General features: G+C 47.4%; 29 protein-coding genes. 13 read left to right on the top strand and 16 right to left on the bottom strand.

The genetic code is table 11. From position 1 onward, the window contains the following. Nucleotides 1-428: 428 nt before the first annotated feature. The 4 genes from ybeY to H740_RS09185 all read left to right on the top strand — a co-directional run bounded on the left by ybeY (nucleotide 429) and on the right by H740_RS09185 (nucleotide 3452). Nucleotides 429-845, top strand: a complete 417-nt coding sequence (gene ybeY / locus H740_RS09170) for an rRNA maturation RNase YbeY (protein WP_002953447.1) — start codon at nucleotides 429-431, stop codon at nucleotides 843-845. 346 nt (nucleotides 846-1191) lie between these two features. Next, a complete protein-coding gene (locus H740_RS09175) occupies nucleotides 1192-2283 on the top strand; it encodes a metallophosphoesterase (RefSeq protein WP_051052723.1) in 1092 nt (363 codons plus the stop codon). After that, nucleotides 2280-3080: a phosphatidylserine decarboxylase gene (locus H740_RS09180; protein ID WP_002953450.1), complete on the top strand. Its 801-nt coding sequence runs from the start codon at nucleotides 2280-2282 to the stop codon at nucleotides 3078-3080. Before H740_RS09175 ends, H740_RS09180 begins: the two co-directional genes overlap by 4 nt. 9 nt (nucleotides 3081-3089) lie before the next feature. Beyond that, entirely contained in the window at nucleotides 3090-3452 is a 363-nt protein-coding gene (locus H740_RS09185; protein WP_002953451.1) for a hypothetical protein, read from the top strand. A gap of 391 nt (nucleotides 3453-3843) precedes the next feature. Here the strand turns inward: H740_RS09185 and H740_RS09190 are convergent, their stop codons facing one another. The 12 genes from H740_RS09190 to folD form a co-directional block, all read right to left on the bottom strand. Beyond that, complete coding sequence (locus H740_RS09190; RefSeq protein ID WP_002953452.1) at nucleotides 3844-4581, bottom strand: DNA alkylation repair protein; 738 nt, start codon at nucleotides 4579-4581, stop codon at nucleotides 3844-3846. A 227-nt stretch (nucleotides 4582-4808) separates the two neighbouring features. Beyond that, complete coding sequence (locus H740_RS09195) at nucleotides 4809-5384, bottom strand: hypothetical protein (RefSeq protein WP_002953456.1); 576 nt, start codon at nucleotides 5382-5384, stop codon at nucleotides 4809-4811. After that, nucleotides 5374-6792 (bottom strand): tetratricopeptide repeat protein, encoded by a 1419-nt coding sequence (locus H740_RS09200; protein ID WP_156318420.1) that lies wholly within the window; start codon nucleotides 6790-6792, stop codon nucleotides 5374-5376. The genes H740_RS09195 and H740_RS09200 overlap by 11 nt, the downstream gene beginning before the upstream one ends. Nucleotides 6793-7261: 469 nt before the next feature. Then, nucleotides 7262-8365 carry a redox-regulated ATPase YchF gene (gene ychF, locus H740_RS09205; RefSeq protein WP_002953459.1) on the bottom strand — a complete coding sequence of 368 codons (1104 nt, stop codon included), beginning with the start codon at nucleotides 8363-8365 and terminating at the stop codon, nucleotides 7262-7264. Next, on the bottom strand, nucleotides 8365-9816 hold the full coding sequence (locus H740_RS09210; RefSeq protein ID WP_002953460.1) for a leucyl aminopeptidase: 1452 nt from the start codon (nucleotides 9814-9816) through the stop codon (nucleotides 8365-8367). Before H740_RS09210 ends, ychF begins: the two co-directional genes overlap by 1 nt. Further along, a complete protein-coding gene (locus tag H740_RS09215) occupies nucleotides 9794-10399 on the bottom strand; it encodes a DedA family protein (protein ID WP_002953461.1) in 606 nt (201 codons plus the stop codon). The genes H740_RS09210 and H740_RS09215 overlap by 23 nt, the downstream gene beginning before the upstream one ends. Further along, nucleotides 10399-10947, bottom strand: coding sequence for an adenine phosphoribosyltransferase (gene apt / locus H740_RS09220; protein WP_002953463.1), 549 nt, complete (start codon nucleotides 10945-10947; stop codon nucleotides 10399-10401). Before apt ends, H740_RS09215 begins: the two co-directional genes overlap by 1 nt. A 20-nt stretch (nucleotides 10948-10967) precedes the next feature. Continuing rightward, nucleotides 10968-11297 (bottom strand): protein-export membrane protein, encoded by a 330-nt coding sequence (locus tag H740_RS09225; RefSeq protein ID WP_002953464.1) that lies wholly within the window; start codon nucleotides 11295-11297, stop codon nucleotides 10968-10970. Next, nucleotides 11294-11734, bottom strand: coding sequence for a ribose 5-phosphate isomerase B (gene rpiB / locus H740_RS09230; protein ID WP_002953465.1), 441 nt, complete (start codon nucleotides 11732-11734; stop codon nucleotides 11294-11296). Before rpiB ends, H740_RS09225 begins: the two co-directional genes overlap by 4 nt. Nucleotides 11735-11844: 110 nt before the next feature. Next, nucleotides 11845-12498, bottom strand: a complete 654-nt coding sequence (locus H740_RS09235; protein WP_002953466.1) for a site-2 protease family protein — start codon at nucleotides 12496-12498, stop codon at nucleotides 11845-11847. Beyond that, complete coding sequence (gene lepB / locus H740_RS09240; protein ID WP_002953467.1) at nucleotides 12495-13361, bottom strand: signal peptidase I; 867 nt, start codon at nucleotides 13359-13361, stop codon at nucleotides 12495-12497. Before lepB ends, H740_RS09235 begins: the two co-directional genes overlap by 4 nt. A gap of 3 nt (nucleotides 13362-13364) precedes the next feature. Then, a complete protein-coding gene (gene folD, locus H740_RS09245; RefSeq protein WP_002953468.1) occupies nucleotides 13365-14216 on the bottom strand; it encodes a bifunctional methylenetetrahydrofolate dehydrogenase/methenyltetrahydrofolate cyclohydrolase FolD in 852 nt (283 codons plus the stop codon). Between the two features lie 82 nt (nucleotides 14217-14298). Here folD and H740_RS09250 point away from each other — a divergent pair, with 82 nt between their 5' ends. The 7 genes from H740_RS09250 to H740_RS09280 are packed head-to-tail and all read left to right on the top strand — an operon-like array spanning nucleotide 14299 to nucleotide 20244. Further along, nucleotides 14299-14655 carry a c-type cytochrome gene (locus tag H740_RS09250; RefSeq protein WP_002953469.1) on the top strand — a complete coding sequence of 119 codons (357 nt, stop codon included), beginning with the start codon at nucleotides 14299-14301 and terminating at the stop codon, nucleotides 14653-14655. Then, nucleotides 14652-16067 carry a glutamate-1-semialdehyde 2,1-aminomutase gene (gene hemL / locus H740_RS09255; protein WP_002953470.1) on the top strand — a complete coding sequence of 472 codons (1416 nt, stop codon included), beginning with the start codon at nucleotides 14652-14654 and terminating at the stop codon, nucleotides 16065-16067. The genes H740_RS09250 and hemL overlap by 4 nt, the downstream gene beginning before the upstream one ends. Beyond that, nucleotides 16067-16345 (top strand): AtpZ/AtpI family protein, encoded by a 279-nt coding sequence (locus H740_RS09260; RefSeq protein WP_002953471.1) that lies wholly within the window; start codon nucleotides 16067-16069, stop codon nucleotides 16343-16345. Before hemL ends, H740_RS09260 begins: the two co-directional genes overlap by 1 nt. Beyond that, on the top strand, nucleotides 16342-17058 hold the full coding sequence (locus H740_RS09265; protein WP_002953473.1) for a hypothetical protein: 717 nt from the start codon (nucleotides 16342-16344) through the stop codon (nucleotides 17056-17058). Before H740_RS09260 ends, H740_RS09265 begins: the two co-directional genes overlap by 4 nt. Next, complete coding sequence (locus tag H740_RS09270; protein ID WP_002953474.1) at nucleotides 17048-18244, top strand: MFS transporter; 1197 nt, start codon at nucleotides 17048-17050, stop codon at nucleotides 18242-18244. The genes H740_RS09265 and H740_RS09270 overlap by 11 nt, the downstream gene beginning before the upstream one ends. A gap of 30 nt (nucleotides 18245-18274) precedes the next feature. Beyond that, nucleotides 18275-19972 (top strand): flagellar hook-length control protein FliK, encoded by a 1698-nt coding sequence (fliK, locus tag H740_RS09275; protein WP_002953475.1) that lies wholly within the window; start codon nucleotides 18275-18277, stop codon nucleotides 19970-19972. A 2-nt stretch (nucleotides 19973-19974) separates the two neighbouring features. After that, nucleotides 19975-20244: a FlhB-like flagellar biosynthesis protein gene (locus tag H740_RS09280; RefSeq protein WP_002953476.1), complete on the top strand. Its 270-nt coding sequence runs from the start codon at nucleotides 19975-19977 to the stop codon at nucleotides 20242-20244. A gap of 7 nt (nucleotides 20245-20251) precedes the next feature. Here H740_RS09280 and H740_RS09285 read toward each other — a convergent pair whose 3' ends face one another. Further along, on the bottom strand, nucleotides 20252-20533 hold the full coding sequence (locus H740_RS09285) for a type II toxin-antitoxin system RelE/ParE family toxin (protein ID WP_002953477.1): 282 nt from the start codon (nucleotides 20531-20533) through the stop codon (nucleotides 20252-20254). Further along, a complete protein-coding gene (locus tag H740_RS09290) occupies nucleotides 20530-20772 on the bottom strand; it encodes a hypothetical protein (protein ID WP_034957885.1) in 243 nt (80 codons plus the stop codon). Before H740_RS09290 ends, H740_RS09285 begins: the two co-directional genes overlap by 4 nt. A gap of 128 nt (nucleotides 20773-20900) precedes the next feature. On the opposite strand from H740_RS09290, the gene H740_RS09295 reads away from it, so the two are divergent. Both H740_RS09295 and H740_RS09300 read left to right on the top strand, forming a co-directional pair. Continuing rightward, a complete protein-coding gene (locus tag H740_RS09295) occupies nucleotides 20901-21464 on the top strand; it encodes a CheB methylesterase domain-containing protein (RefSeq protein ID WP_002953479.1) in 564 nt (187 codons plus the stop codon). After that, nucleotides 21457-22263 (top strand): CheR family methyltransferase, encoded by an 807-nt coding sequence (locus H740_RS09300; protein WP_002953480.1) that lies wholly within the window; start codon nucleotides 21457-21459, stop codon nucleotides 22261-22263. The genes H740_RS09295 and H740_RS09300 overlap by 8 nt, the downstream gene beginning before the upstream one ends. 137 nt (nucleotides 22264-22400) lie before the next feature. On the opposite strand, the gene H740_RS09305 is transcribed toward H740_RS09300, so the two are convergent. Together H740_RS09305 and H740_RS09310 are read right to left on the bottom strand one after the other, a co-directional pair. Further along, a complete protein-coding gene (locus H740_RS09305) occupies nucleotides 22401-23603 on the bottom strand; it encodes an MFS transporter (protein ID WP_002953481.1) in 1203 nt (400 codons plus the stop codon). 39 nt (nucleotides 23604-23642) lie between these two features. Beyond that, the coding region (locus tag H740_RS09310) for a copper resistance protein NlpE N-terminal domain-containing protein (protein ID WP_002953482.1) at nucleotides 23643-24015 on the bottom strand (373 nt) is incomplete at its 5' end.

Genomic DNA, 24015 nt, shown 5'->3' on the forward strand with positions numbered 1-24015 from the left:
TTTACTCGGTCACTACCGACGAGGTAGCTCCCATCGTAAAATTTAAATTCGCCTCGTCTAAACGCAAAAATACTTCGCGTTTTACATTAAATTTTAGAGTCAAATTTGTAAATTCTGGCTTTAAATTTTACTCACCGAGACCCGTACCTTGAAAATATTAAATTTTGTCTCTAAAAAATTTTTAAAATTTTACGACCGAAAAGCTTTCGCCTCCAAATTTCGTGCTAAGCATTAGCGAAGCCGAAATTTGGTAGGTAACTGCTTTGAGAGAGTGAAATTTTAAAAATTTGAGCATTAGTGTTTTTAAAATTTTATACAAAGCGAGTCAAATTTGACACCGATGTCGTTTGTTACAAATTTGGCTTTATTAAATTCGACCGAAATTTTCGCTAAAATCATACTCAAATTTTACTAAAGGAAAGCCAAAAATGATACTTTGCGAGGACGATTATCCGAGGATTTTGGATCAAATTTGCGACTATTTGACCGCGGGCGAGGTGGAGCTAAGCTTTGTTGACGCCGAGGAGATGAAGGAGATAAACGTCCGCCAGCGCGGCATCTACGAGACTACGGATGTGCTTAGTTTTCCGCTTGAGATGCAGCTGCATGCGCCGCTTGGCTGTATCGTGATAAACACCGAGCTAGTCGCCGCCAAAGCCGCCGAGCTAGGGCACAGCGAGGATGATGAGACGGCGCTACTTTTCACGCACGGGCTGCTTCACGTGCTGGGCTACGATCACGAAAACGACGCGGGCGAGATGAGGGCCAAAGAGTGCGAAGTGATCGAGAAGTTTAGCCTGCCAAAGAGCCTCATTGTGCGAACGCAGGATGCGAGCGAAGAATAAATCAAATTTCGCTAGCTTCGTAAAGGTGCAGGTCATGCCAAGCGTAAAGTATCTATCGGCGGTACAGTTTAAAATACACCGCTAAATTTAGCTCACAAATCGTAGATTGTTTAAAATTTACAAACCAAAACGCAAACGCAGCTCGAGTTAAATTTGCCCCGAACAAGCTATCAAATTTACCCTCCGTCCGCACAGATATCGCCGCGTAAAAAAGACGTTTCTAGCGTACGCTTTGCCTCTGCGTTTAAATTTCCTCAAATTTGCCGCGCCCAGTGGTTAGATATTTAATAATTTTGGCTAAATTTACGAAATGTTTTATGTTTTATCGTCTTTAATCATCATTTTTATGAATTACGTTTCTTATCGCGGGCTTTTTGCCGATGCCGCGCTCAGGCCGTTTGCCGTGCATAAAAGGGCGCTTGGGCTGTTTTTCCTGACGCTTGCCATGGGCGGCGTCGCGCTTGCTTTTTCGCTGCGGTTTAACTTTTTGGGTCCGAGCCTTCGCATCGCCTGTTCGCTGATGCTGGCGCTGACGTTTATTATCTTTTCGTTCGTGCTTTTTACGAACATCGTCGCGCTCGCCGTCCGTCCCGTAACCAAGCGCGCGTTTAGCGAGAGTAGGCGTAAATTTTTGCGTATTTACCTTGACGTCACGATACTTATTTTGGCGTTTAGCTACTTTTTTAGAGGCATCTTTAATGCCGTAAAATTGCCCGAAGTAAAAGCGCAGGATATCGAGCTAAAGGGGTTAAATGGCGAGCTAAAAATCGCGGTTTTAACGGATATCCATCTGGGTGATTTTTTGGGAGCGGACTTTGCGCGGGCGGTAACTAGGCGCGTAAACGAGCTTGACGCCGATGCGGTCGCGATCGTGGGCGATATCGCGGATCTGCCGCCGCACCGTTTGGCCGAGTTTATCGCGCCATTTAATGAGCTAAAGAGCAAATACGGCACATTTTACGTGCCGGGCAATCACGAGTACTATAACGGTATCGAGGGCACGCTAAAAGCGATCCGCGAGACGACGAATTTTAAAATTTTAGGCAATGAAAACGCGTGCGTGTGCGGAGTAAATTTAGCCGGCGTTTATGATATCATCGGTTTTAGATTTAAAGCGTACGAGCCAGATCTAGTCGCGGCTCTGGACGGTCGCGACATAAATTTGCCCACCGTTTTGCTCGCGCATCAGCCTAAGTTTTTAAAATACATGGATGAAAACGCGCCCGTGGATCTGGTGGTGAGCGGGCATACGCACGGCGGACAGATTTTCCCGTTTTCGCTGCTAGTAAGGCTCGATCAAAAATACGTCGCCGGGCTATATAGCGCAAACAAAAAAACGCAAATTTACGTTAGCCGCGGAGCCGGATTTTGGGGCCCGCCGGTGCGCGTGATGGCGCCTAGCGAGATTTCGTTATTAAGACTAAAAGGAGTTGTATGAGGGGACTTATTTCTAGGATATTCGGGTTTGTGGCGGCGATTAGATTTCCGAGATTTTTGCAAACGTTTATCAATGAAAAATACGTAAGCGGATTTAAAATCGACATGAGCGAGTTTAAGCAGCCTAGAGAGTACGAGAGCCTTACGGCGCTTTTTACTCGCGAGCTACAGCGTCCGCGAGATTTCGACGTTTCGCCGCAGGCTTTCATCAGCCCTAGCGACGGCACGTGCCTGGAGCGCGGAGTTAGCAAGGAGCTAAAGGCGATCAGCGTCAAGGGCCACGAGTACGGCATAGCTGAGCTTTTGGGCGACAGCATGGACCGCTCGGAGCGAGACGCTGAGCTAGAGTACGTAAATATTTATCTCAGTCCACGCGACTATCACCGCTACCACGCGCCTTGCGATATGAGGATATTATCCGCGCTCTACGTGCCTGGCGAGCTATATAGCGTGGCCGTCAGCGCGCTGCTAAAGGTGCCTAATCTATACGCCAAAAACGAGCGCGTGGTGCTAAAATGCGAGCTTGCAAGCGGCAAAAAGATGTGGCTGGTCTTCGTCGGTGCGCTAAACGTAGGTAAGATGAAATTCGACTTTGACGCGCGCATACAGACTAACGCCTGCGCCGGCAACGTCGCGCTTTATGAATACGAAAATTTAAGCGCGAAAAAGGGCGAGCAGCTGGGAATGTTTGAGCTGGGCTCTACGATCCTCATACTTAGCGAGCAGGGCGCGGTCAAATTTGATCTAGCAGCCGAGCAGAAGCTAAAATACGGCGACAAAATAGGAACTATCAACTAAGGAGGCGTGATGGGAACGCAACTAGTCGAACAAAACGAGCTAAAAGAGACGCTAGAACTAAAAGAGCGCATCGAAAACAACACCGTCGTCGAGCTCTGGGAAAACAGCGACGACTACGAGCGCCTAGCCAACGCGACGCGCAAGACTATGCGATATATCAACGACGAGCAGATAAAGAGCTTTGCCGATGCGCTAAATCAAACGAACGAAAAGATCTTAAATTTGACCTTTGAGGGTGTAAAAAAGCATCACGAAAAGAAATTCGAGCAGATCAGAAAAAAACAAAAACTCTACGTCGCTTCGGCCTTTGCCATCGGCGTTTTAGTCGGCGCTTTGGCGCTTTGGATAGCGTTTAGGATCTTTGCAGGCTAGATTTTTTACTTGGCCGCTTGTTACGCTTGCGCGCTAGGAATTTTATCTTGTACGGTTTTTTTTGGCAAATTTGACTTTTAAATCACGCGATTGCTTGCGCCTTGGACGCGAGGGCTTAAATTTAACGTTTTGATTTTTGGGTTTGCTTGGGTGTTTTGCTTTAAATTTGAGCACGGCAGCTTTTGAAATTTGCGTATAGCTGCGAGTTTGGCTCAAATTTGATTTCGGGCTGCGGCTGTAAATTTGATCTTTTTTACTGTGGTGACTATCAAGCTCGCCTCAACTTTTTATTCGGCGGATTGAACCGCTTTTTATTTATAAAATGCGTTATAAATTGACAAAATTTGCATCTTAAATTTAACCGCCGCCAGCTTGTATATCTGCGCGAAAGCTAAATTTTTATCTTTCTCGTTGCGTGACGGATGATTTGCTGAGTGTTTTTGTTTTGCGAGCTTTGCCAGCGCGCGAGCAGCTCTTTTGCGGCGGCGAAATTTACCTTTAGATAATCCGTGACGTTGTTTGCGACCGAGCGCTGTACAAAGCGCACCTCATCCTCTTTGAGTATCTCCAGCACCGCAAAAACGGGGCTTGGGTCACTCACGAAAAGCTCCAGTTTGCTAGCCCACGGTAGCTTTGGTCGCAGGCCCTCGGATGCGAGCCTGCGTAGGTGAAAATTTGACGAGCGCGCCCACTGCATCATGGTTTTTAGCGAGTCTTGCGGGTATTTTTTGATAAAGGCGCGCACAGCATACTCGCCAGTGCCGCGCTTCGTGATTTCCTCAATCGCGCTCATCGAGACTTCAAAGTCGTCCAGGCCGTAAATTTCGACGTATTTTGCCAGCGGCAACGTCCAGTAAAAGTGCTTAAACATGCCCGTTTCGTTCGGGTTTTCTTCGCCTAAAATCGCAACCAAAATCTCCGCCGCGCGCCTAAAATCCGGCGGCAAAAGTTCATTTAGCGCGTTTGCGTGCGCCAAAATCCTTTGCGAATAGCCGAAATTTGGCGTGGTCGTCGCGATTTGGCGACAGTAGCTCTGTGCGTCAAATTTGGGATAGACCGCCTTTATCTTTTCCGATAAAATTTGCGCCAAATTTTCTCCGAAATATATCGCTAGTCCGCCGTTTTCCATCTTTTTCCTTTGGGTAGTTTTATCTAGCCTTTAAGCAGGCATGAATCGTAAATTTACCGCCTAAAACCAGGCGGCATTAAATTTGTAGCCGTTACGCTCATCAAATTTGACTGCCCGCGCAAGCAAAGCGTCAAATTTGTCGCAGTTTTTTGGGTCAAATTTAAATATCGACCCAAAAAAATGGCGCTAAATTTAGTAAAAACTAAAAATAGCGCCCGAGAGTAAATTTATTTACACTCAACCTGCGGCATCTGCGCTAAAAATATCGGCAATTTTTGCTTGATTAGCGTGTGAAATTTGCTTCTATCGGCGATATTTAGAAACTTTAACGCGTAGTGCGTGACTCTAAGCCCGCAGTTAAGGCTCTTGACGTGGATTAGATTGATCTCGTAGTTGTCAAAATCCGGGTTGCCCGCGATCGGATGGTAGATTGTGTAAGCTTGATACTCTTTATCGTTTATAAATTTAAAATCATACTCCGCTTTGCCGAACTGTCCGCTTCTTAGCGCGGTTATAAAGGCCTTTTGGTATTCGTTGATATCGGCGTTTTCATCGACGGTGATGCTTACTAGTTTGGTCCATTTAAAGCCCACTTTTTCATTCGGTAGATAAAACTCGGCCGTTCTTGCGTTTTTTTGCTTTAAGACGAATTTTTCGCCGTCTATGGCCACTTCGTTTGGTAGATTTACGCTATCTAGCGCGCTTTTTGGTAGCTCTATCTGCGTGGTTCTAGGCTGGGTGCAGCCGCCCAAAAACAGACAAACGGCCACAACGGCGGCAAGCGAAACTTTTTTAAAACTCATGTTTTTCTCCTTTATTAGTTGATTTTTTAAACTCGGTACACTTTTTAGCTAGCCCAGCCTCGCACTCTTTTTCGTGCAGTTTTTGCGCCTTTTGGCGTAGCGCGGCGGCTTGTTTTTTGTCGTTACTTTCAAGATGGCGTGCTATATTTAGGCACCCGCGCGCATCGTCCGCCTCGCAAGCCTCGCTAAAAAGGCTTGCAGCCTCGCTGGCGTCCGCTTTTACCGCTTCGCCTATGCCTTTTTCGTAGATCGCACCTAGATTCGTACAGGCCGGTTTTAGCCCGTTGTAGCAGGCGATCCCGTAAAAGTTAAAGGCTTTTGCTATATCTTGCGGTACGTCTACGCCCTCAAAATACGCATCCGCTAGGCTCTCGCAAGCATCTAGTCGCCAAAGCAGGCAGGCCTTTTCAAAAAGCTCCAGTGCGCGAGAAACGTCCTTTTTTACGTCGCGTCCCTGGGATAGCATCTCGCCAAGCTTGGCGCAAGAAGCGCCAAAGCTGCCTTCGCAGGCCTTCTCGTGAAATTTGACCGCCTGCTTGCTATCTTGCCGTACTCCGCCTAGGCCTTTTGCATAGAGCTCTCCTAGCGCCGCACAACCGTTTGCTACGCCTCTAGCGCACGACTCTTTGCCTAGCTCGTAGGCTGCCTCAAACTGCCCGCTTTGATACTGCGCCCAGCCGCCGTATAGCTCGTCTAGGCGCTCGCTGCCGCCGCATTTGTATGCATTTACGGCGCAGGCTTTGCCGTAGTAGGATCTAGCGGCCTTGATATCCTGCGCAAAACCCGCCTCGCCGTCCTCGTAAAGCCTGCCCAAAGCCTCGCACGCTTCGTAAATTTTACCATCGCACGCAAGCGAGTAAAATTTGAGCGCTTTTTTCGAGCTTTTCGCGGCCTCGTCGTTTTCGCTCACCCAGCCGTCCGCGTACATGCCGCCTAGATAGTAGCAAACTACCGTGTATCCACGCTCGCAGGCTTTTACGTAGAGGTCTAGCGCCTTGCTTTCATCCGGCGCGACACCGAGGCCCGCTTCGTAAATTTGAGCTAGATTATAGCAGCTTAAACCAAATCCTTTTTCGCAGGCTCGCTCAAAAATCGCGGCGGCTTTGGCGTGTTCGCCGCTGTTTTGGTGGAGTGAGGCTAGGCTATCGCAGCCTGATAACTCGCCCGCGTCGCAGGCTTTTTCATAAAATTTGGCGGCTTTTGTGTCGTCTTGTTCTACGCCTTTGCCGCTTTGGTATAAAAACCCAAGCCTTACGCATCCGCGCGCCTCACCCTTTTTGCATGCTTTTTGCCAAATTTGAGCCTCCTTTTGCTCATCGCCCGCGTCGTAGGCCGTTTGGCCTTCGTTTGTCAAATTTGCGAGAGCTAAATTTAGCGCGAAAAGTAGCAGTAAGACCAGTTTCATCATTGCGCTCCTTTGTTAAATTTTACTTATTTTGTTTTTCAAATTTGACCTATTTTGCCTCTTTGTATGCCACAGTCCTGTTTGTATCGGACGGGTAGTTTGTCGCGTATTGTGCTGCCTTGGTAGCGTGACGATATACTAAAATCTCGCGACATTGGCATTCTTTAAAATTATTCGGGTATGGAGTAAATTTGGCGCGGTTACGAAAATGGCTATGATATTTCTCAAATTTTTCCTTAAATTTAGCGCCGAGTCAAATTTGAGCGGCAAAACCCGCGCCGAGCTAAATTTAACCGCGTTTTTAAAGACTAAAATTTAGGGTGCAGTTATTGAGGCAAATAAAACGTCAGCACAAAAGGCGTCAAATTTATTTTGCCCGCGTTTACTCATGGCCGCCCGGCATAAAACAGAGGCGGTCAAATTTAGCCAAAAACCGCTCGGTTATAAAGCTAAATTTGACCGATTTTGCGCCTTAGACGTTAAATCTAAAATGCATCACGTCGCCGTCTTGAACGACGTAGTCCTTGCCTTCTGGGCGCATTTTGCCCGCCTCTTTTGCCGGGTTTTCGCCGCCGCACGCGATGTAGTCCTCGTAGCTGATAACCTCGGCTCTGATAAATCCCCGCTCAAAGTCGTTGTGAATGACGCTGGCGGCTTTTGGCGCTTTCCAGCCTTTTACGATCGTCCATGCGCGTACCTCGACGACGCCCGCGGTAAAGTAGCTGATCAAATTTAGCTTTGCAAACGCCGTTTTGATGATCTTTTCCAGGCCGCTTTCGTTAGTGCCGAGCGAGCTTAAAAACTCGTGCGCCTCTTCGTCGCTAAGACCTACTAGCTCCTCTTCGATCTTGGCGCAAAGCTTGATGACCTCGTGCCCCGAGCGCGCGGCAAACTCGCGAAGCGCCTGTACGTATTTATTATCCTCCGAGATGCCGTCCTCACCCACATTTGCGCCGTAAACGACCTCTTTTGCGCTGAGTAGTCTTAGCTCTTTGTTTAAATTTATAAACGCGTCGTCGTCCTTGCCGCCAAAGCTGCTCGCGCTTTTGCCCTCATTTAGGTGAGCTAGCAGCGCGTTTGCCGTTTCTAGCGCTTCTTTTGCGCCTTTTGCGTTTGCTTTGGCTTCGCGGGTTAGGCGCTCGATTTTTTTATTTAGCTGCTCGATGTCGGCGAGGATGAGCTCTGTCTCGATGATCTCGACGTCTCGCACGGGATCGACGCCGCCCTCTACGTGCGTGATGTTTTCGTCCTCAAAGCAGCGCACGATGTGCAGTATCACTTCGGTTTCGCGGATGTTTGAGAGAAATTTATTTCCCAGACCTTCGCCCGCGCTTGCGCCCTTTACGAGCCCCGCGATATCGACGAATTCGATCGTGGAGTATTGGATTTTATTTGGATTTACGATTTTGGCTAGCTCGCCTAGGCGCTTATCTGGCACCGGTACGACGGCTTTATTGGGCTCGATCGTGCAGAACGGATAGTTCGCGCTCTCGGCGTTTTGCGCTTTGGTTAGCGCGTTAAATGTAGTTGATTTGCCGACGTTTGGCAAACCTACGATACCTACTGCTAGTCTCATTATAGCTCCTTTGCCATAGCGCATAGATAATAAAGATTCATTCGCACGCCAGCTCCCGTCGCGCCAGCCTGGTTATATCCCCAAGCTTTTTCGGTGTATGCGGGGCCTGCGATATCTTGATGTATCCACTTGTCTTTAAATTCGTCTTTTATAAATTTATCGAGGAAAAGTCCCGCCGTGATCGCGCCGCCGTAACGGCTAGATCCTGTGTTGCTGACGTCTGCGATCTGGCTTTTGATTAGCTCACGCAGGTGCGGGTTAAACTCTAAAATCGTATTTAGCTCGCCGCTCTTTGCCGCTTTTGCTTTAAATTCCGCTTTTAGCTCCTCGTTGTTGCCCATTATGCCGCTAGTGTATTCGCCAAGACCTACTACGCAAGCGCCAGTTAGCGTCGCCATGTCGATTAGCATGTCTGGTTTGAAATCCTGCGCGTAGCTAAGGCAGTCTGCGAGCACTAGTCGGCCCTCGGCGTCGGTGTTTCGTACCTCGATGCTAACGCCGCTGCGAGATATCAGCACGTCGTCTGGTTTATAGGCGTTGCCGCCGATCATATTTTCGGTAGCGCCTAAAATAGCGTGAATTTCAAACGGCAAATTTAGCTCGGCCGCGCCTTTAATTATACCCATTGCAGCAGCCGCGCCGCTTTTATCGGCTTTCATCGTTAGCATATAATCAGCCGGCTTTAAGCTAAGCCCGCCGCTATCGTAGGTTAGTCCTTTGCCGACGAAGATTACGCGTTTTTTTGCGCTTTTTGGTTTGTAGATAAGGTGGATGAGGCGAGGCGGGTGGACGCTGGCTTTATTTACGGCTAAAAATGCGTTCATCTTTTCTTTTTCGAGGAATTTTTCGTCGTAAATTTTGCAGCTTAAATTTGGGCTAGACTCGGCTAAATTTTGCGCCTCTTCGGCCATTTTTTGCGGGGTGTAAATTTCAGGTATTTCGTTTACGATATCTTTGGTGAAATTTGTCGCCGTAGCGATTATCTCGCCGTGAGCAAAGCCGTCCTTTGCGTCGTTTTCGCGGACGACCTCGCCGCTAAACTCCTCGCTGCTAAAAATAATATCTTTTAGAGCGTATTTTTCTTTTTTTTCTTTGTATTTGTTAAATTCGTAAGCGCCCAGCAAAAAGCCTTCGGTTAGAGCTTGAAAGCTCATTTTTTGACATCCTGCGACGTATGAGGCTAGTTTTAGGCTTTTTACGTTTAGCGATTTTACGGCGTTATAGGCTTTTGCCGCGGCTATGCGAAGCTCGTCGTAGCCAAGCTTATTTAGCGGTACGTAGATCCTGCCGCTTTCTAGCAAAAGCAAGACGCTTTCGCCCTTGTAGTTGGCGAATTTAAACGCCTTTTCGTCTTTTATAAATTTATGTTTTAGGTTTTTATCTACGACGAAAATTAGCTCCAAATCAGCCTTGATTTCGCTTAGTTTTTTATTTGTTATTTGAAACCGCACTTCTGTGTTTCCTTTCGTTTAAAATTTTATTTTCTATGCGCTTAAAGCCATAGAGCAAAACGCCCAAAAATACCGCTACTACCGGTACGGCGACGTACCAGTGCTCTTTTGCTTTGTGCAAGATGTCAAGTATGTGCTCGCCGAGGATCCACGCGGGGATTATCGTGATCGCAGCCCAGCACCACGCGCTTATTAGATTGATGAGCGCGTATTTTTTCGCACTGTATCCGGTTAAGCCTATGGTCATCGGTATGATGACGCGAAAGCCGTACATATAGCGCTGAATAAAAATGATCGGCCAACCGTATTTTTTTAGCATTATGTGCGCGATGGCAAATTTACGGCGCTGAGTGTGAAGTTTTTTAGCGATATATTTTTTGTTGTAGCGGCCTAGATAAAAGTAAATTTGATCCCCGACAAAGCCGCCCAGACCTGCTACGAAGATGGCCGGCGCGATATGCATATGCGTTTGATGAGAGAGGATCCCTGCCATTATGAGCGCCATTTCGCCTTCCATTATGCACCAGACGAAAAGTATGATGTAGCCGTACTCGATGAGTAGTTTTGTAAAAAATTCTTCCATCATAGCTCCAAAATGCTGTAAATTTTAGTTAGAGGGCGTAAATTTTTGCTACCGCCTAAATCCTTTAAATCTATCAAAAAGCAGGCCTCTACGCAAATTGCGTTTGTTTGATTGATTAGCTCTACGCTTGCTTTTGCGGTACCGCCCGTAGCGATTAGATCGTCGATCAAAAGTACCTTTGCGCCCGCTTTTTCGCCGAATGCGTCGATGTGGATTTGTACTTCATCCACGCCGTACTCTAGGCTATATTTTTGCGAGATCGTGATGTATGGCAGTTTTTTAGGTTTTCTAATCGGCACGAAAGGCAGTCGCAGTCTAGCCGCTAAAGCCGCTCCAAATATAAATCCGCGCGACTCGATACCGGCGATAAAGTCGATACTAGCGTTATCGTAGCGAGCCGCGAGATGGTCGATTAGAAAATTAAACGCTTCTTTGTTGTTTAGCAGCGTCGTGATGTCGCGAAATACTATGCCCGGTTTTGGAAAATCGTTTATGCAGCGGATAGAATTTAATAAAAACTCCTTCCCCGCTTTGTCTAGTTCTTTCATTTTTTGCCTTTAAATTTGATTTATAGTAGCGCTTCGATTTTGCCCTCTAGCTCGCGGATGCGCTGGCGGAGTTTGTCGTTTTCTAGGCGGTACTGCGAGTTTCTGGTGCGAAGGGCATTGGCGTCGTTTTTGACTTTATTTAGCTCGTCGGTGAGGATGTCGATGTTGCCAAGACCGCGCTGTAGCTGGACTTGCAGCTTGCGAATGACGACTTCGGTATCTTGGAGATTGTTTTTCATAAAATCGCGCGTCGCACGCTCTTTTTTAAGCAAGGTCTTAAAGTAAAACACCATAACGGTGAGATAGATACAAATGCAGATCAAAACGGTAAGTACGAGCCAATCAGTCATTTCTCGCCTCCTAGCTTTTTCACGCGTCTTTCGTGCCTGCCGCCGGCAAATTCGGTAGCGAAAAAGGCTTTTATCATATCTGCAGCTACGGCGTCTCCGATAGTTCTAGCGCCCATGGCTAGCACGTTTGCGTCGTTATGCTCGCGCGCTAGTTTTGCTGTGGTGACGTCGTGACAAAGCGCGCAACGAACGTGCGCATGGCGATTGGCAGCGATACTGATGCCGATGCCGGTGCCGCAGATTAGCACGCCGTACTCGTCATCGCCTCGTAAATTTTGCGCCATAAGCTCGGCAAAATCTGGATAATCGACGCTATCTTTGCTATGCGTTCCTAGATCGCATACGTCAAAATCTTCGTTTTTTAAAAGCCCGCAAATTTGCGCCTTAAGATCAAAGCCCGCGTGGTCGCTCGCGATAAAAATTTTGTCTATTTTCATGAAATTTCCATAAGCTAAAAAATGCTTAATTATAGCAAAAAAGCATTAAAGTAAAATTTCGCCGCGAGCCTTTAGGAGCGAAATTTGGGCTAAATTTTAAAATTTGCCGTTTACAAAAACATCCTCATGATAGCAACGGCGTATCGTATTGGCTCGAAAAAATAATCCTTTAGCGGCGAGATCACGATGATAACTAGCGCGATAAAGCCGTATCTTTGCATGCTGTTTAGCCAGTTTGCCGCGCCGTGAAGCCCAAAAATGCGTAAAAGATACTCAAGCGCCTTTGAGCCGTCAAGAGGCGGGATGGGGTAGAGGTTAAAGAGAGCTAGGACTAAATTTACGGCTGCTAGCATAAAGATAAACTCCGCTACCGCGCCGTCAAAAAAGCCGTCAAAACCTATAAATTTAAACGCGAAAAACGCTAGCGTAAAAAGAGCGAGGTTGTATGCGATACCTGCAAGCGCGACGATAATAGCAGCCTTGTAGCCGCCGTTATAAAGCACCGTTCGTAAATTTATGGGTACGGGTTTAGCCCAGCCAAACGTCACTCCCGTACTAAGATACATGAGTGCCGGCACGACGATAGTGCCTAGCGGATCGACGTGTTTTATGGGGTTTATGCTGAGTCGCCCCAAATTTTTAGCCGTTAGGTCGCCAAATTTAAACGCCGCGTATCCGTGCGCGATCTCGTGTCCGACGACGGAGATAACGAGCACTGCGACTAGGATCGCTACCTGTGCGAAGTCGATGCTGTTAAGGTTCATTCGATCTTGTTTCCGTCATTTTTAGCTTCGGCTTTAGCCGCGCTTAGTAGCTCAGGCGAATTTTGTATAAAGTCCACGCTCTTGCCGACCCTATTCCATCTGATTTTGTATTCGTCGTCCCAGCTAAAATATACAAACCACGGCTTGCCGACTATGTTTTTATAGGCTACCGGCCCCCAAAAGCGGCTGTCGTTTGAGTGGTCGCGGTTATCGCCGATCATGAAAAACTCGCCCTCTGGAACCTGAAAATAAAACGCGTTAAACGGATAGTTGCCTACGCTGGGTAGCTCGTTTACGATAACGGGCTGCATGGCGAATTTGCTCGAGTTTAGGTAGTTTACGGCTAGTTCAAATAAATTGACCTTCTCGTCGTAGTGTATGCCGCCGAATTTATAGGGCTCGCGCACGAAAAGCTTACCGCCAAATTTTACTATATCTTTTTCGTCAAAATTTGCCTTTATAAACTCCTCGCCCTCGTGCGGGTGCAAAAATAGCGCCTTTTCTGTAAATATCACTTCATCGCCGCCGACTGCGAAATTTCGCTTGACGTAGTGGATCTTTTCATCGTGCGGATAGCGAAAAACCACGATATCGCCGCGCTGCGGTTTTGCGCCCTCGATGAGGTGGCCGTTACCGTTAAAATCTGGCAAAACCTTGACCTCGATCCACGGAATGCGCGGAGTCGAGATGCCGTAGCTAAATTTTTTAACGAAAAGATGATCTCCGACTAAAAGCGTGTCCTTCATCGAACCAGACGGTATCACGAAGGCCTGCGCGACAAAGAAAATCACGAGCAGGACGATGACGACCGTGCCAGTCCAGCTGTTTGAGAAATCTAAAAATTTATTAAAAGCTTTTTTCAAAATTTACGCCTTTTTCGAGCGGTTTTTGGCCGATTTTATGGTATTTGACAGTAGCATAGCGATAGTCATCGGACCTACGCCTCCCGGAACTGGCGTTATAAACGAGCATTTTGGAGCTACTTCGTCAAATTTGACGTCGCCTTTTAGCTTGCCGTCGTCCATGCGGTTTATGCCTACGTCGATTACTACTGCGCCATCTTTTACCATATCGGCCGTTACGAAATCAGCCCTGCCGATAGCGGCTACTAGGATGTCGGCGTTTGCGCAAATTTCCTTTAAATTTCGCGTTTTGCTATGCGTCACGGTTACGGTCGCGTTGGCGTTTAGCAGTAGATTTGCCATCGGCTTGCCCACCATGTTGCTGCGTCCGATCACGACGGCGTTTTTGCCCTCTAAATTTATATCGTATGCTTTAAAAATTTCCATTATGCCTAGCGGCGTGCACGGCACGAACCCGTCAAGCCCGCTAGCTAGCTTGCCGACGTTTATCGCGGCAAAGCCGTCCACGTCTTTTGCGGGTCTAATGGTTTCTAAAATTTTATTCGTATCTATATGCTTTGGTAGCGGCAGCTGAACTAGGATGCCGTCGATGCCGTCGTCTAAATTTAACACGTCTATTAGCGCGATTAGCTCGCTTTGCGTCGTAGACTCTGGCAAGCGGTGCATAACGCTTTTTATCTCGCAGGCTATGCAGGCTTTTTCTTTTGCCGCGACGTAGGTTTGGCTGGCTTTATCCTCGCCGACCAGTATCACGGCAAGCGCCGGCTCTATGCCTTGATTTTTCAAATTTAACGCTTCGTTTTTTACTCTTTCCTTTACCTGTGCGCTTACGTTTTTGCCGTCTAATATCGTCATTTTCGTCCTTTATTACTTTTTAATCGCAAAGATTGTATGATAGCTAATTTTAGATTAAATTTACGAAAAAGCGAAAGAATTTATGAAAATTTGGCTGATTTCGGGGCTACTTTGCGGTGCGGCGTTTGCGAGCGATTTTATCACGAAAAACGAATACGCAAAAATGCTCTATCAAAACCCGCGCGGCATCGGCTGCGACAAGTGTCACGGCAAGGGCGGCGAGGGCTCGCTCATATCAAAATATAGACATTTCGATAAAAAAACCAAGCAGGTCATCGACGACGAGCTAAGAGCTCCAAGGATAAACAATCTTGATTTTGAGACGTTTAAAGAGGGCGTGCTAAGCGCTAGAAGCGTGATGCCTAGCTACTTTCTAACCGACGAAGAGATAAATTTACTTTACGAGTACGTTATAAATTTCAACAAGGATAAAAAATGACAAACAAAGAAGCTTTCGGGCTAGCTAAAAAATATATCCCGGGCGGCGTAGATTCGCCCGTTCGCGCGTTTGGCAGCGTAGGCGGTGAGCCGTTTGTGGTGGACCGCGGCGAGGGCGCGTATCTAGTCGATATCGAGGGAAATCGCTATCTAGACTTCATCCAGAGCTGGGGACCGCTCATTTTTGGGCACTGCGACCCGGATATCGAGAGCGCGGTGATGGCGACGGCTAAAAAAGGACTAAGCTTTGGCGCTCCGTCAAATTTGGAAACAAAGCTTGCTAAACTAATCTGCGACGAGTTTAAAAACGTAGAAAAGGTACGTTTTGTTAGCTCGGGCACGGAGGCCACGATGAGCGCGATCCGCGTGGCGCGCGGCTTTAGCGGTAAGGACGGGCTGATAAAATTTGAAGGCTGCTATCACGGGCACAGCGACGCGCTTTTGGTAAAAGCAGGCAGCGGCGCGACGACCTACGGCAACGCATCTAGCGGCGGCGTGCCGGCAGAGGTGGTGAAAAACACATATCTAGCGCGTTATAACGATATAGCTAGCGTGCGGGCGATATTTGAGGCAAATCCGGGCAAAATCGGCGCGCTAATCATCGAGCCGATCGCTGGAAATATGGGGCTAGTACCTGCTGATAACGAGTTTTTAAGCGAGCTTAGACGCCTTTGTGACGAAAACGGCGCGGTTCTGATATTTGACGAGGTTATGAGCGGATTTCGCGCAAGTAAGCATGGATCATTTGAATTTAACGGCATAGAGGCTGATCTCGTGACCTTTGGTAAGGTTATCGGCGGAGGCTGCCCGGCGGCGGCGTTTGGCGGAAAGGCGGCGATCATGGACTGTCTAAGTCCCGAAGGCGCCGTATATCAAGCGGGTACGCTAAGCGGTAATCCCGTAGCTATGGCCGCCGGCATCGCAAGCCTGAGTAAAATTTTCGCCGATCATGATCTTTATGACCGCTTAAATAAGCTAGCCGTACTGTTTGCTCATGGGTTAAAAAGCGTCGCCACGAAGCACGGTATCGCGCTACAGACAACGGTGCGAGGCTCGATGTTTGGCTTTTTCTTTACCGCAAGCGAGGTCAAAAACTACGACGACGCGCTAAAAAGCGACGTCAAGCTTTATGCCAAATTTCACGCCAAAATGCTTAAAAAGGGCGTCTATCTAGCGCCTAGCCAGTTTGAGACGGGCTTCATCTGCGACGCGATGAGCGAAGAGGATATCAAATTTGCGATTAAGGCCGCAGACGAGAGCTTTGCCGAGATAGTCGCGGAAACTGCTAGCGAGAACGAGGAGATGCGCGAGGTAAAAGCAAGGATCGCCGATCTAGAAGAGCGTCTAAAAGAGGCCAGAAAAGAGCGCGAAGCGATACAAGAACGCATGAAAAACAGCTGGGGATTTGCCTAATGGCGAAGATAAATTTAGGCGACGTCGTAAAAGGCGCCGAGCAGCTAAGTCTTGGCGTTTCTATTGTCGTGGCGCTTGCTATCGGGGCCGGGTTTGGCTACTGGATGATGAAGGAAACCGGCTGGACGTGGACGCTGTTTGCGGGCATCGCAGTCGGTATCGCCGCAGCCGGCCTAAACATCAAAAAGGCCTACGACGCGCAGATAAAAAGCCTAGATGAACTAAAAGATAAAGATAAATTTAAACCCGCGAAAGACGACGACGAGGACGATGAGTGAATTTTAAGCTCATTGCCGTTTACGGCGTTTTTGAGGCCTTGTTGTTGCTGGGCTCGGCGGCATTTGGCCGCGCGTGGTTTTACAGCTCGCAGGTTGCTTTTGCGGGCTCGCTTTTGGTATTAGCCGCGACCTTTAGAGCCTACAAAAAACGCGTGCAAAACGGCGTGCGAGACTACGACGCCTCCGCGGATGACGACATAGACGAGTGGGGCGAAAATCACGAGGAGTTTCCTGATCGCGCAGAAAACGCTAAATTTGACGGGCATGACCCGCACCGCGAAGATGCTAAGCGTTTGGATGCGTCAAATTTGGACGGCTCGCTAAAAGCGAACGCGAAATTTGACCAAGCGGCGGAGCTAAATTTAAACGGCGAAAACGAGCGGGTTAAATTTGACGAGCAAAATTTAAACGGCGCAGACCAAAGCGGCGAGTCAAATTTAAGCCTGGCAAACGAGTCAAATTTGAGCAAATCAAGTGAGCACGGCGAAGCTAAACCGCCTAAAAAGCAAAATTTTGCGCAAAATTTAAAGCAAAATTCGCCCAACTACTTCACCGCTTTCGTGCCTTTTCGGCTGATCGCGTATGCGGTTTTAGTCGTCGGATTTTTAGCGCTAAAAAGGCACGACAACCTCGATATCGCCGCGTTTTTGATCGCGCTTGCGGCGATGCCCGCGGGCGCTTTGATATATGGAGTAAAAAGCAATGAGAAATAGCTCGATAATAACGATCAGATCGATGTTTGCGCTATTTGTGGGGATGGCGTTTTTGTTTGTGGGAAACGGCCTCATCATCAGTTCTGCGGGCGTCGAGCTAAAAAAAATGGGCGCAGGCGAGCTGGAGACGGGATTTGTTATCGCGGTATTTTTCGTCGGAGCTATGGCGGCTACGATATTTTCACATAAAATCGTCTCAAAAGTCGGACACATCAGGAGCTTTGGGATCTTTGCGTCGCTTTTTGGTATCGCGGCGATGTTTCACGACCTTAGCCAAAATCTCTATTTTTGGGCGTTTTTGCGCGGATGTCTGGGGTTTTGCTACTACTCGATCTTGATGATAATCGAAAGCTGGCTCAACGCGCGCGCCAGAAACGAAGTGCGCTCGCGAGTATTGGCCTTTTACGAGATCACGTTTTACGTATGTTTTGGGCTGGGTATCCTCGTGCTATCGCTAAATTTATCCACTTCGCACGTGCTTTTGCTTAGCGCGGCGTTTATTTTGTTTTCGAGTATTCCTTTAAATTTGATCCGCATCAAAGAGCCGCCGATCCCCGAAAAAAAGAGCGTCTCGATCCCGAGGGTCTTTGCGCTCGTGCCTTTGGCGCTCATCACCAGCATCGTCGCCGGCATCCTTATAAACGGCTTTTTTACGATGGCTAGCGTTTATATCCTGCTGCAAGGATACGGCGCGAGAGAGGTTTCTTTTTTTATGACCGTCGCGATGGCGGGCGGCTTTATCGCTCACTCTCTCATCGGCGGCTTTTCAGATAAATTCGGCCGCCGTCCTGCGGTAATGTGCTGCGCGGGCGGGTCGCTGTGTGCAGCTATTTGTTTTTTGGCGCTTAAGCCCTCTATCTACGCGCAGTACGTTTTGTCGTTTTTTTTGGGTTCTGGCGCTTTTTGCCTCTACGCGTTATCGCTTGCTCGTGCCAACGACGTTTTAAAGCACAAAAACCAAGGCATCGAAGTAGGACGCGCGGTGCTTTTTAGCTACTCTTTCGGTTCGCTTCTTTCGTCCGTGATAATGGGTGCTAGTATGCAAATTTTAGGCTTTGACGGCTTTATGTGGGTTTACGTGGCATTGCTTGCGTTTCTCATCGCGTTTTGCCTCACACAAAAGACCGTTCCGCTTGAAAGCAGAAGCGACTTTGAGCACAGCCCCGGCACGATGGCAAATAGCTAATGAAAATCTCAAATTTGACGATATAGCCGTATGGAATCAGTAAATAACGCTATAAGCTCGCAAATCGCGACCCAGGCCGCAGTCAGCGGCGCGCTACCCAAAACCGGCGGCGTAGGCGGCCCAAGCGCCGGACAGACGGGTCAGGCGGGCGAAACTAAAAATCTTTTTAAAAATCAGCACGCGCCTGCGCAAAATTTGGACTCCGAGGCCGCGGATAATGCCGTAAAGGATCTAGATAAGCTCGTAAATAAGCTTTTAAACGAGCTAAAATCAAGCCCGACGCAGGCCAAAGAGCTAGCCGCGCAGGCTAAAAATCTCCAGCTCTCGCCAAATCTCACAAAAGATATGAAAAGCCTCGTCGCACTTGCCGAAAACGAGCCTGATCTAAAGGAATTCGCGCTTAAACTAAAGGAGTTTTTAAAGCCCGTCGCCGATCTAAAAAACGCGCCGCTAAATGAGCAGATAAAAAACTCGGGCATCATGCTGGAGGCAAATTTAAAAGACGCGCTAAACGGCAAATTTAATCTACCCAGCGCGATAAATAAGCTGTTTGGCGATATTAAAAATCTCTCAAATCAGCAGCTTTTGGATCAAATTTCAGCTCTAGCTAAGGATGACAGCCTAAGCACGAACGAGAGCTTTGCGAGGCTTGATCAAATTTTGCAAAACGCCAAAACCGCAGCCAAAGATACGCTAGCGAGCTCGCCGTTTAAACAGCTTTTTGAGATCGCGGATAAATTAGAAAACGCGGCTAAATTTATGGATAAACAAGCAAACGCCATGAGCGGTAGCGGACTAAGCCTAAACGAAAAAACGCTAAACGCCGAGCTAAATAAAATCTCGCAGCTGCTGGCAAACGCGGGCAAAAAAATGCAAAATTTAAACAGCGAAAAGCTAAGTCAAAACAGGGGCTTTGCTCTAAATTTCGCCGAGCTAAAAAGCACGATAAAAGAGCTAACGGACGAGCTTGGCGCGCTTGCTGGCTCGCAGGATAAATTTAACGATTTCGCGCAAAAAATCGTCCGAGACGGCGCGGAAGGAAGCGATGGCGCAACGCTGCAAGACAAGCTGCAAAATGCGGCTAGAAAGCTAAATTTTGCCCTGCAAATCGCCGACAAAGCGGGCTTTGAAGCAAAAAATAACTTAGATGAAGTCGGTAAGCTAATCAAGCAGCAAAATATCGCTCGCGGCGAGCTTGGCGCCGTGACGCCAAAAAGCGCCGAAGAGACGGCAAAGGTGCTGCAAAACGACGTAAAAAGCGCGCTTTTAAACATGCAGTCAAAGTCTCCCGACGCTAGCCCCGTAAAAGACGCCGCCTCAAAGCTGCTCGCTCAAATCGAGATGCACCAGCTAGCCTCCGCAGTCGCTGGCGGAGTGCAGACCTATCTGCCATACGTATGGGAGGGCGTAGAGGGCGGAAATATCAGGTTTAAGCAGGGCAAAAAGCAAAAACACTACGCGCAAATCGACCTAAATTTTCAAAATTTTGGGCAAATCAACATCATGGTGGCGCTTAGCGAAAACAAATACATAGACCTTGCGATCGCGACGCAAAAAGAGGAGTTTAAGGAGCTGATTTTAAGCGGCGCGAAGGAGCTAAAAAGGGCTATCGGCGAGCAGGGGCTGATAGTGTCGAATTTTAGCCTAAAAACCATGCCAAAGCTGCGTCTTGGCGGCGTTTACGGCGGCCTGGATAAGCTTGATATGGGCTTTGATAAAAAGGCGTGAATTTGGCGAAAGTACAAAAAACTAAAAAGGCCGTGGCTCTTGGCTACAACCGTCAAAAGGATAACGCTCCAAAGGTGCTAGCTACGGGTTCTGGCGAAGTGGCGAAAAATATCATAAATCTAGCCAAATCTCACGACATACCGATCAAAGAGGACGCCGATCTGGTCGAGGTTCTAAGTAAAGTCGATCTAAACGAGGAAGTCCCGCCAAATCTCTATAAAGCGGTCGCGGAAATCTTTAGCTTTTTATATCAAATGACGAATAAAAAATAGGACGGTTTTACGGTTTTTGCCAGAGATTATTTTTATAAATGCCTAAAATTTCTATATTTTCATCTGAAATTTCAAATATGACAACATAGCCTTTAAAAATTAGATCTCTTATGTTGTCGTTTGCTGTCAAACCGTTTTTACGAAAACGCCGCGGCATAAACGCTGCGCCACTAATTTTTTCATAAAGCTCGTCTCTAAATTTAACCGCTTTTTCTATGCTGTCTTTTGCGATAAACGCTAAAATTTCATCTAAATTTTGATGGAATCTCTCTGAAAATTTGATGTTCATATATCGGCGCCAAGTTTTTTCAGTGTTTCGTTGGATTGTTTCATGGATTCTTTAAGATCGTAAAATTTAAGCTTGCCTTGGTTTTTTAGCTTGATAGTTTCTAAAAGATGGGTTGCGTCTTGGGCACTAAGCGAACTTTGGTTTTCTATTACGTCTATGTTGTATTTATTGTTCATAGCTGTATTTATGGAGCGTAAAATTTCTATAATATATTTATCCGCATTTTGAATGACTAGCATATTTTTCCTTAAATTTATTTTTGAGTATTTTACCATATTTTGTATCTTTTAGATTTTGCACTCATAGCTAAATTTAATATAAATAAAGATAAAATAGCCGTAAAATTAACTCAAAAAACGGAATAAATTTGAAACAAAAATTGGTCTTAGTCGGCGCCTCGACGGGCGGTCCGGGACATTTAAAAAGGCTTTTTAAAGGGCTTAATCTAAACGGTGCTAGCGTCGTTATCGCGCAGCATATGAGCCTGGCTTTTATCCCGAGTTTTATCTCGCAGTTTGACAAGGAGTGCGCGGCGGAGGTAGTTATGCTGGGCGCGCCTGTACAGCTAAAAAGTGCGATATATATCTGCGAGAAAAACTCCGAGATAATCTCTGCTAGCCCCCTAATGGCCGGCATGTGTTCGCCCATGAAAGAGACCACGTATAACCCAAATGTGGATGTGCTTTTTCACTCGGGCGTGCAGGCTTGTAAGTTTGCCGACGTTATGGCGATACTACTAACTGGCATCGGCGACGACGGCGCGCGCGGGCTAAACGAGCTATATAAAGCCGGTGCTAAATGCGTTGCCGAAAACGAGGAGAGCGCGATCGTCTACGGCATGCCAAAACGCGCGAAAGAAATCAACGCAAATTTAAAGTCGCTACCCATCGGCGGCATAAGAGCGGAACTGGAAAGGTTTTTACATGGTTGAAAATGCAAATTTGATGCCCGCTCCTAGCGATGCGGCGGGGCTTAATAAATTTGTCGAAGTTATCAAAAATATGTGCGGCGTGGATCTGGAGTCCAAAAAGGACATGATAAAACAGCGCCTAATAAATTTCTGCCAAGCAAACCGAATCCCGAGCTTTGAAGCACTAAGCTCAAAAGTCGTCGTAGACCGCTTTATGAGGCAAGAAATCGTAAATTTGATCACCACGAACGAGACTTATTTTTACAGAGAGTTGCCGCAGCTACAAGCCGCGATCTACTACGCCAGAGAGGAGCTTGATAGCGTGCGGATACTGTGCGCGCCGTGCTCAACGGGCGATGAGGCGTACTCGCTAGGTATTCTCGCGCACTCAAATTTACTCGACGTAAACCGCGTCAGCATCGTGGGTATCGACATAAACTCCGAGGCTATCGATAGCTGTAAAAAGGGCGTTTATAGCGAGCGCTCCTTGCACCGCCTAAACGACAATCAAAAAAATATCTACTTCACAAAACGCGACGGCAAGTACGAAATCAAGCGCGAGATGCTGCCTAGATGTGAGTTTAGCGTGGCAAATATCTTTGACGACACGATCTTTAAGCTAGGCAAATTCGACATCATTTTCTCGCGAAATATGATGATTTATTTTAACGAGGAATTTAAGCTAAAAACGGTCGAGCGCTTTCATAAAATTCTGAGCGATCACGGCAGGCTCTACGTCGGACACGCCGATTTAGTGCCTTTTACGACGCTTTATAAAAAGCATATTTCAAACGGAACGACTTATTACGCTAAGGCCTAGGCGAGGTAAATGTGAGGTCAAATTTGCCGTTAAATTTGATTGATAAATTTGACGTACCGAGACTGCTACGTTTTTGACGCGGACGGCAAATTTGCTCGTTTAAATTTGCCTTGCTAGGCCTGCGCCGCAGAGCAAATTTACGCTAGCTCGTCTTTGTAAATTTTACGCACGAATATCCAATAAATCGCTCCCGCAAAAAACATACAGCCTATCAGCGCCGTGATCAGCGAGAGGCTAAGTCCAAGCTCAAAAAGCAGCCCTATACCGCTAGAAATCACCGCCGCGACGCCTAGATAAACCATATCGTTATAGGCGATTATACGTCCGTAAAATGCGGGATCGCACTTTTGCTGGATGAGCGTGTAGGTGTAGCTCCAAAGCGTCGAGGTAAAAAATCCCGCGCAAAAAATCCCGATAAATCCGATATAGAAGTTAAATTGCAGCGCGCTCCATGCGATGACGCCAAGGCCATGCCCGGCGTAGATATAGACTAGGTTGGAGTTTGAGACGAATTTGCTAAGCAAGAGCGGGCCTATGATAAGGGCGACGGCGCGGCAGGCGTTAATGTAGCCTATGATGAGCGATGCCGATAGTAGGCCAGCGTACGGATAGTCGGCTAGCAGAGCCACGAGCGCGTCGTAACTGGTCACGCCTACTACGGCGTGCAGCATGATGAGATGCGCGATGAGCGGATTTTGTTTTACGTATTTGAGGCCGTTTTTTAGCATCTCGCGGACTTTTTCGCCGCCTTTTTTAGCTCGCACGGCGATGTCCGTTTTAAGCAGAACGATAAGCGCCGCTCCGTAAAGAGCGCAGTCAAGCAAAAAGGCGCTTTTGATCCCGAAAAAATGGATATAAATGCCCGCTAGCCCCATGCCTGCGGTGTATGAAAAGGCCCAGATAAGCGAGTGGATCTCGTTTGCGGTTTTTATCTCGTCTTTGTTTAAAATTTTGGGAAACAGGCTCATTTCGACCTGAAAATACGTTCCGCCGGCCCCGACTCTGATAAATATTATCACAAATAGCAGCCACATCAAGGAGAGCTTGTCGATAAAAACGAGCATAAAAACCGTCACCATCTCCACGACAGTGAGCGCTATTAGCATCGGTTTGGGGCTAAATTTGTCCACCACGATACCGCTAAAAGGCGATAGCAGCACGCCCGGTACGAAAGCTAGCGCAGCTGCGGCCGTGATCGCCCAAACGGGCGCATCAAGCTCGATAAGTAGCGTGAAAATGCCCGTGTGCGAGAACCAAACGCCGAAATAGCAAATTAGTTGTATGAGCGAGAGGCGCGCGAAAACGGGTTGCGTTTTTAGTAGGTCGATAAATTTATTCATTTTGGGCTTCGGGTCAAATTTGAGCGCTAAATTTGCCGATTAGTTGGCTTCTAGCTTTTTGTAGATGCGCTCCTGGGCGAAATTTTCTTTGATAAAGCTGTTTTGGTTGCCTATCTGGCGAAGCGTGTCGCCGTTAATCTCGAAATTTAGCTTTTCGCGGTATTGATTCGTCACTCTTAGGGTGTTGCCCTCTATCTCGTAAATGCCTGTTTGTAGCTCTCTTTGCGCGATCTTTTTTTGATAAACGGTGTCGATTTTAAACGTACCGTCCGCGTTGAGTGTTAGTGTGCTTTTTGAATTTTCGCTACATCCGTCGCAAAACACCTTAGCCTCGTAAACTCCGATCAAATTTTCCTTATCTATCTCGGTGCCGCAGGTTTCAAAAACCTCCGTGCTGCCGCATTTTTTGCTA

It is taken from the genome of Campylobacter showae CC57C (assembly GCF_000344295.2).
Taxonomy (GTDB): domain Bacteria; phylum Campylobacterota; class Campylobacteria; order Campylobacterales; family Campylobacteraceae; genus Campylobacter_A; species Campylobacter_A showae_B.

Excerpts from the sequence above, each read along its gene's own strand:
- ybeY (WP_002953447.1), top strand. The coding sequence starts at position 429 with ATGATACTTTGCGAGGACGATTATCCGAGGATTTTGGATCAAATTTGC.
- H740_RS09175 (WP_051052723.1), top strand. The coding sequence starts at position 1,192 with ATGAATTACGTTTCTTATCGCGGGCTTTTTGCCGATGCCGCGCTCAGG.
- H740_RS09180 (WP_002953450.1), top strand. The coding sequence starts at position 2,280 with ATGAGGGGACTTATTTCTAGGATATTCGGGTTTGTGGCGGCGATTAGA.
- H740_RS09185 (WP_002953451.1), top strand. The coding sequence starts at position 3,090 with ATGGGAACGCAACTAGTCGAACAAAACGAGCTAAAAGAGACGCTAGAA.
- H740_RS09190 (WP_002953452.1), bottom strand. The coding sequence starts at position 4,581 with ATGGAAAACGGCGGACTAGCGATATATTTCGGAGAAAATTTGGCGCAA.
- H740_RS09195 (WP_002953456.1), bottom strand. The coding sequence starts at position 5,384 with ATGAGTTTTAAAAAAGTTTCGCTTGCCGCCGTTGTGGCCGTTTGTCTG.
- H740_RS09200 (WP_156318420.1), bottom strand. The coding sequence starts at position 6,792 with ATGATGAAACTGGTCTTACTGCTACTTTTCGCGCTAAATTTAGCTCTC.
- ychF (WP_002953459.1), bottom strand. The coding sequence starts at position 8,365 with ATGAGACTAGCAGTAGGTATCGTAGGTTTGCCAAACGTCGGCAAATCA.
- H740_RS09215 (WP_002953461.1), bottom strand. The coding sequence starts at position 10,399 with ATGGAAGAATTTTTTACAAAACTACTCATCGAGTACGGCTACATCATA.
- apt (WP_002953463.1), bottom strand. The coding sequence starts at position 10,947 with ATGAAAGAACTAGACAAAGCGGGGAAGGAGTTTTTATTAAATTCTATC.
- H740_RS09225 (WP_002953464.1), bottom strand. The coding sequence starts at position 11,297 with ATGACTGATTGGCTCGTACTTACCGTTTTGATCTGCATTTGTATCTAT.
- rpiB (WP_002953465.1), bottom strand. The coding sequence starts at position 11,734 with ATGAAAATAGACAAAATTTTTATCGCGAGCGACCACGCGGGCTTTGAT.
- H740_RS09235 (WP_002953466.1), bottom strand. The coding sequence starts at position 12,498 with ATGAACCTTAACAGCATCGACTTCGCACAGGTAGCGATCCTAGTCGCA.
- folD (WP_002953468.1), bottom strand. The coding sequence starts at position 14,216 with ATGACGATATTAGACGGCAAAAACGTAAGCGCACAGGTAAAGGAAAGA.
- H740_RS09250 (WP_002953469.1), top strand. The coding sequence starts at position 14,299 with ATGAAAATTTGGCTGATTTCGGGGCTACTTTGCGGTGCGGCGTTTGCG.
- hemL (WP_002953470.1), top strand. The coding sequence starts at position 14,652 with ATGACAAACAAAGAAGCTTTCGGGCTAGCTAAAAAATATATCCCGGGC.
- H740_RS09260 (WP_002953471.1), top strand. The coding sequence starts at position 16,067 with ATGGCGAAGATAAATTTAGGCGACGTCGTAAAAGGCGCCGAGCAGCTA.
- H740_RS09270 (WP_002953474.1), top strand. The coding sequence starts at position 17,048 with ATGAGAAATAGCTCGATAATAACGATCAGATCGATGTTTGCGCTATTT.
- fliK (WP_002953475.1), top strand. The coding sequence starts at position 18,275 with ATGGAATCAGTAAATAACGCTATAAGCTCGCAAATCGCGACCCAGGCC.
- H740_RS09285 (WP_002953477.1), bottom strand. The coding sequence starts at position 20,533 with ATGAACATCAAATTTTCAGAGAGATTCCATCAAAATTTAGATGAAATT.
- H740_RS09290 (WP_034957885.1), bottom strand. The coding sequence starts at position 20,772 with ATGCTAGTCATTCAAAATGCGGATAAATATATTATAGAAATTTTACGC.
- H740_RS09300 (WP_002953480.1), top strand. The coding sequence starts at position 21,457 with ATGGTTGAAAATGCAAATTTGATGCCCGCTCCTAGCGATGCGGCGGGG.
- H740_RS09305 (WP_002953481.1), bottom strand. The coding sequence starts at position 23,603 with ATGAATAAATTTATCGACCTACTAAAAACGCAACCCGTTTTCGCGCGC.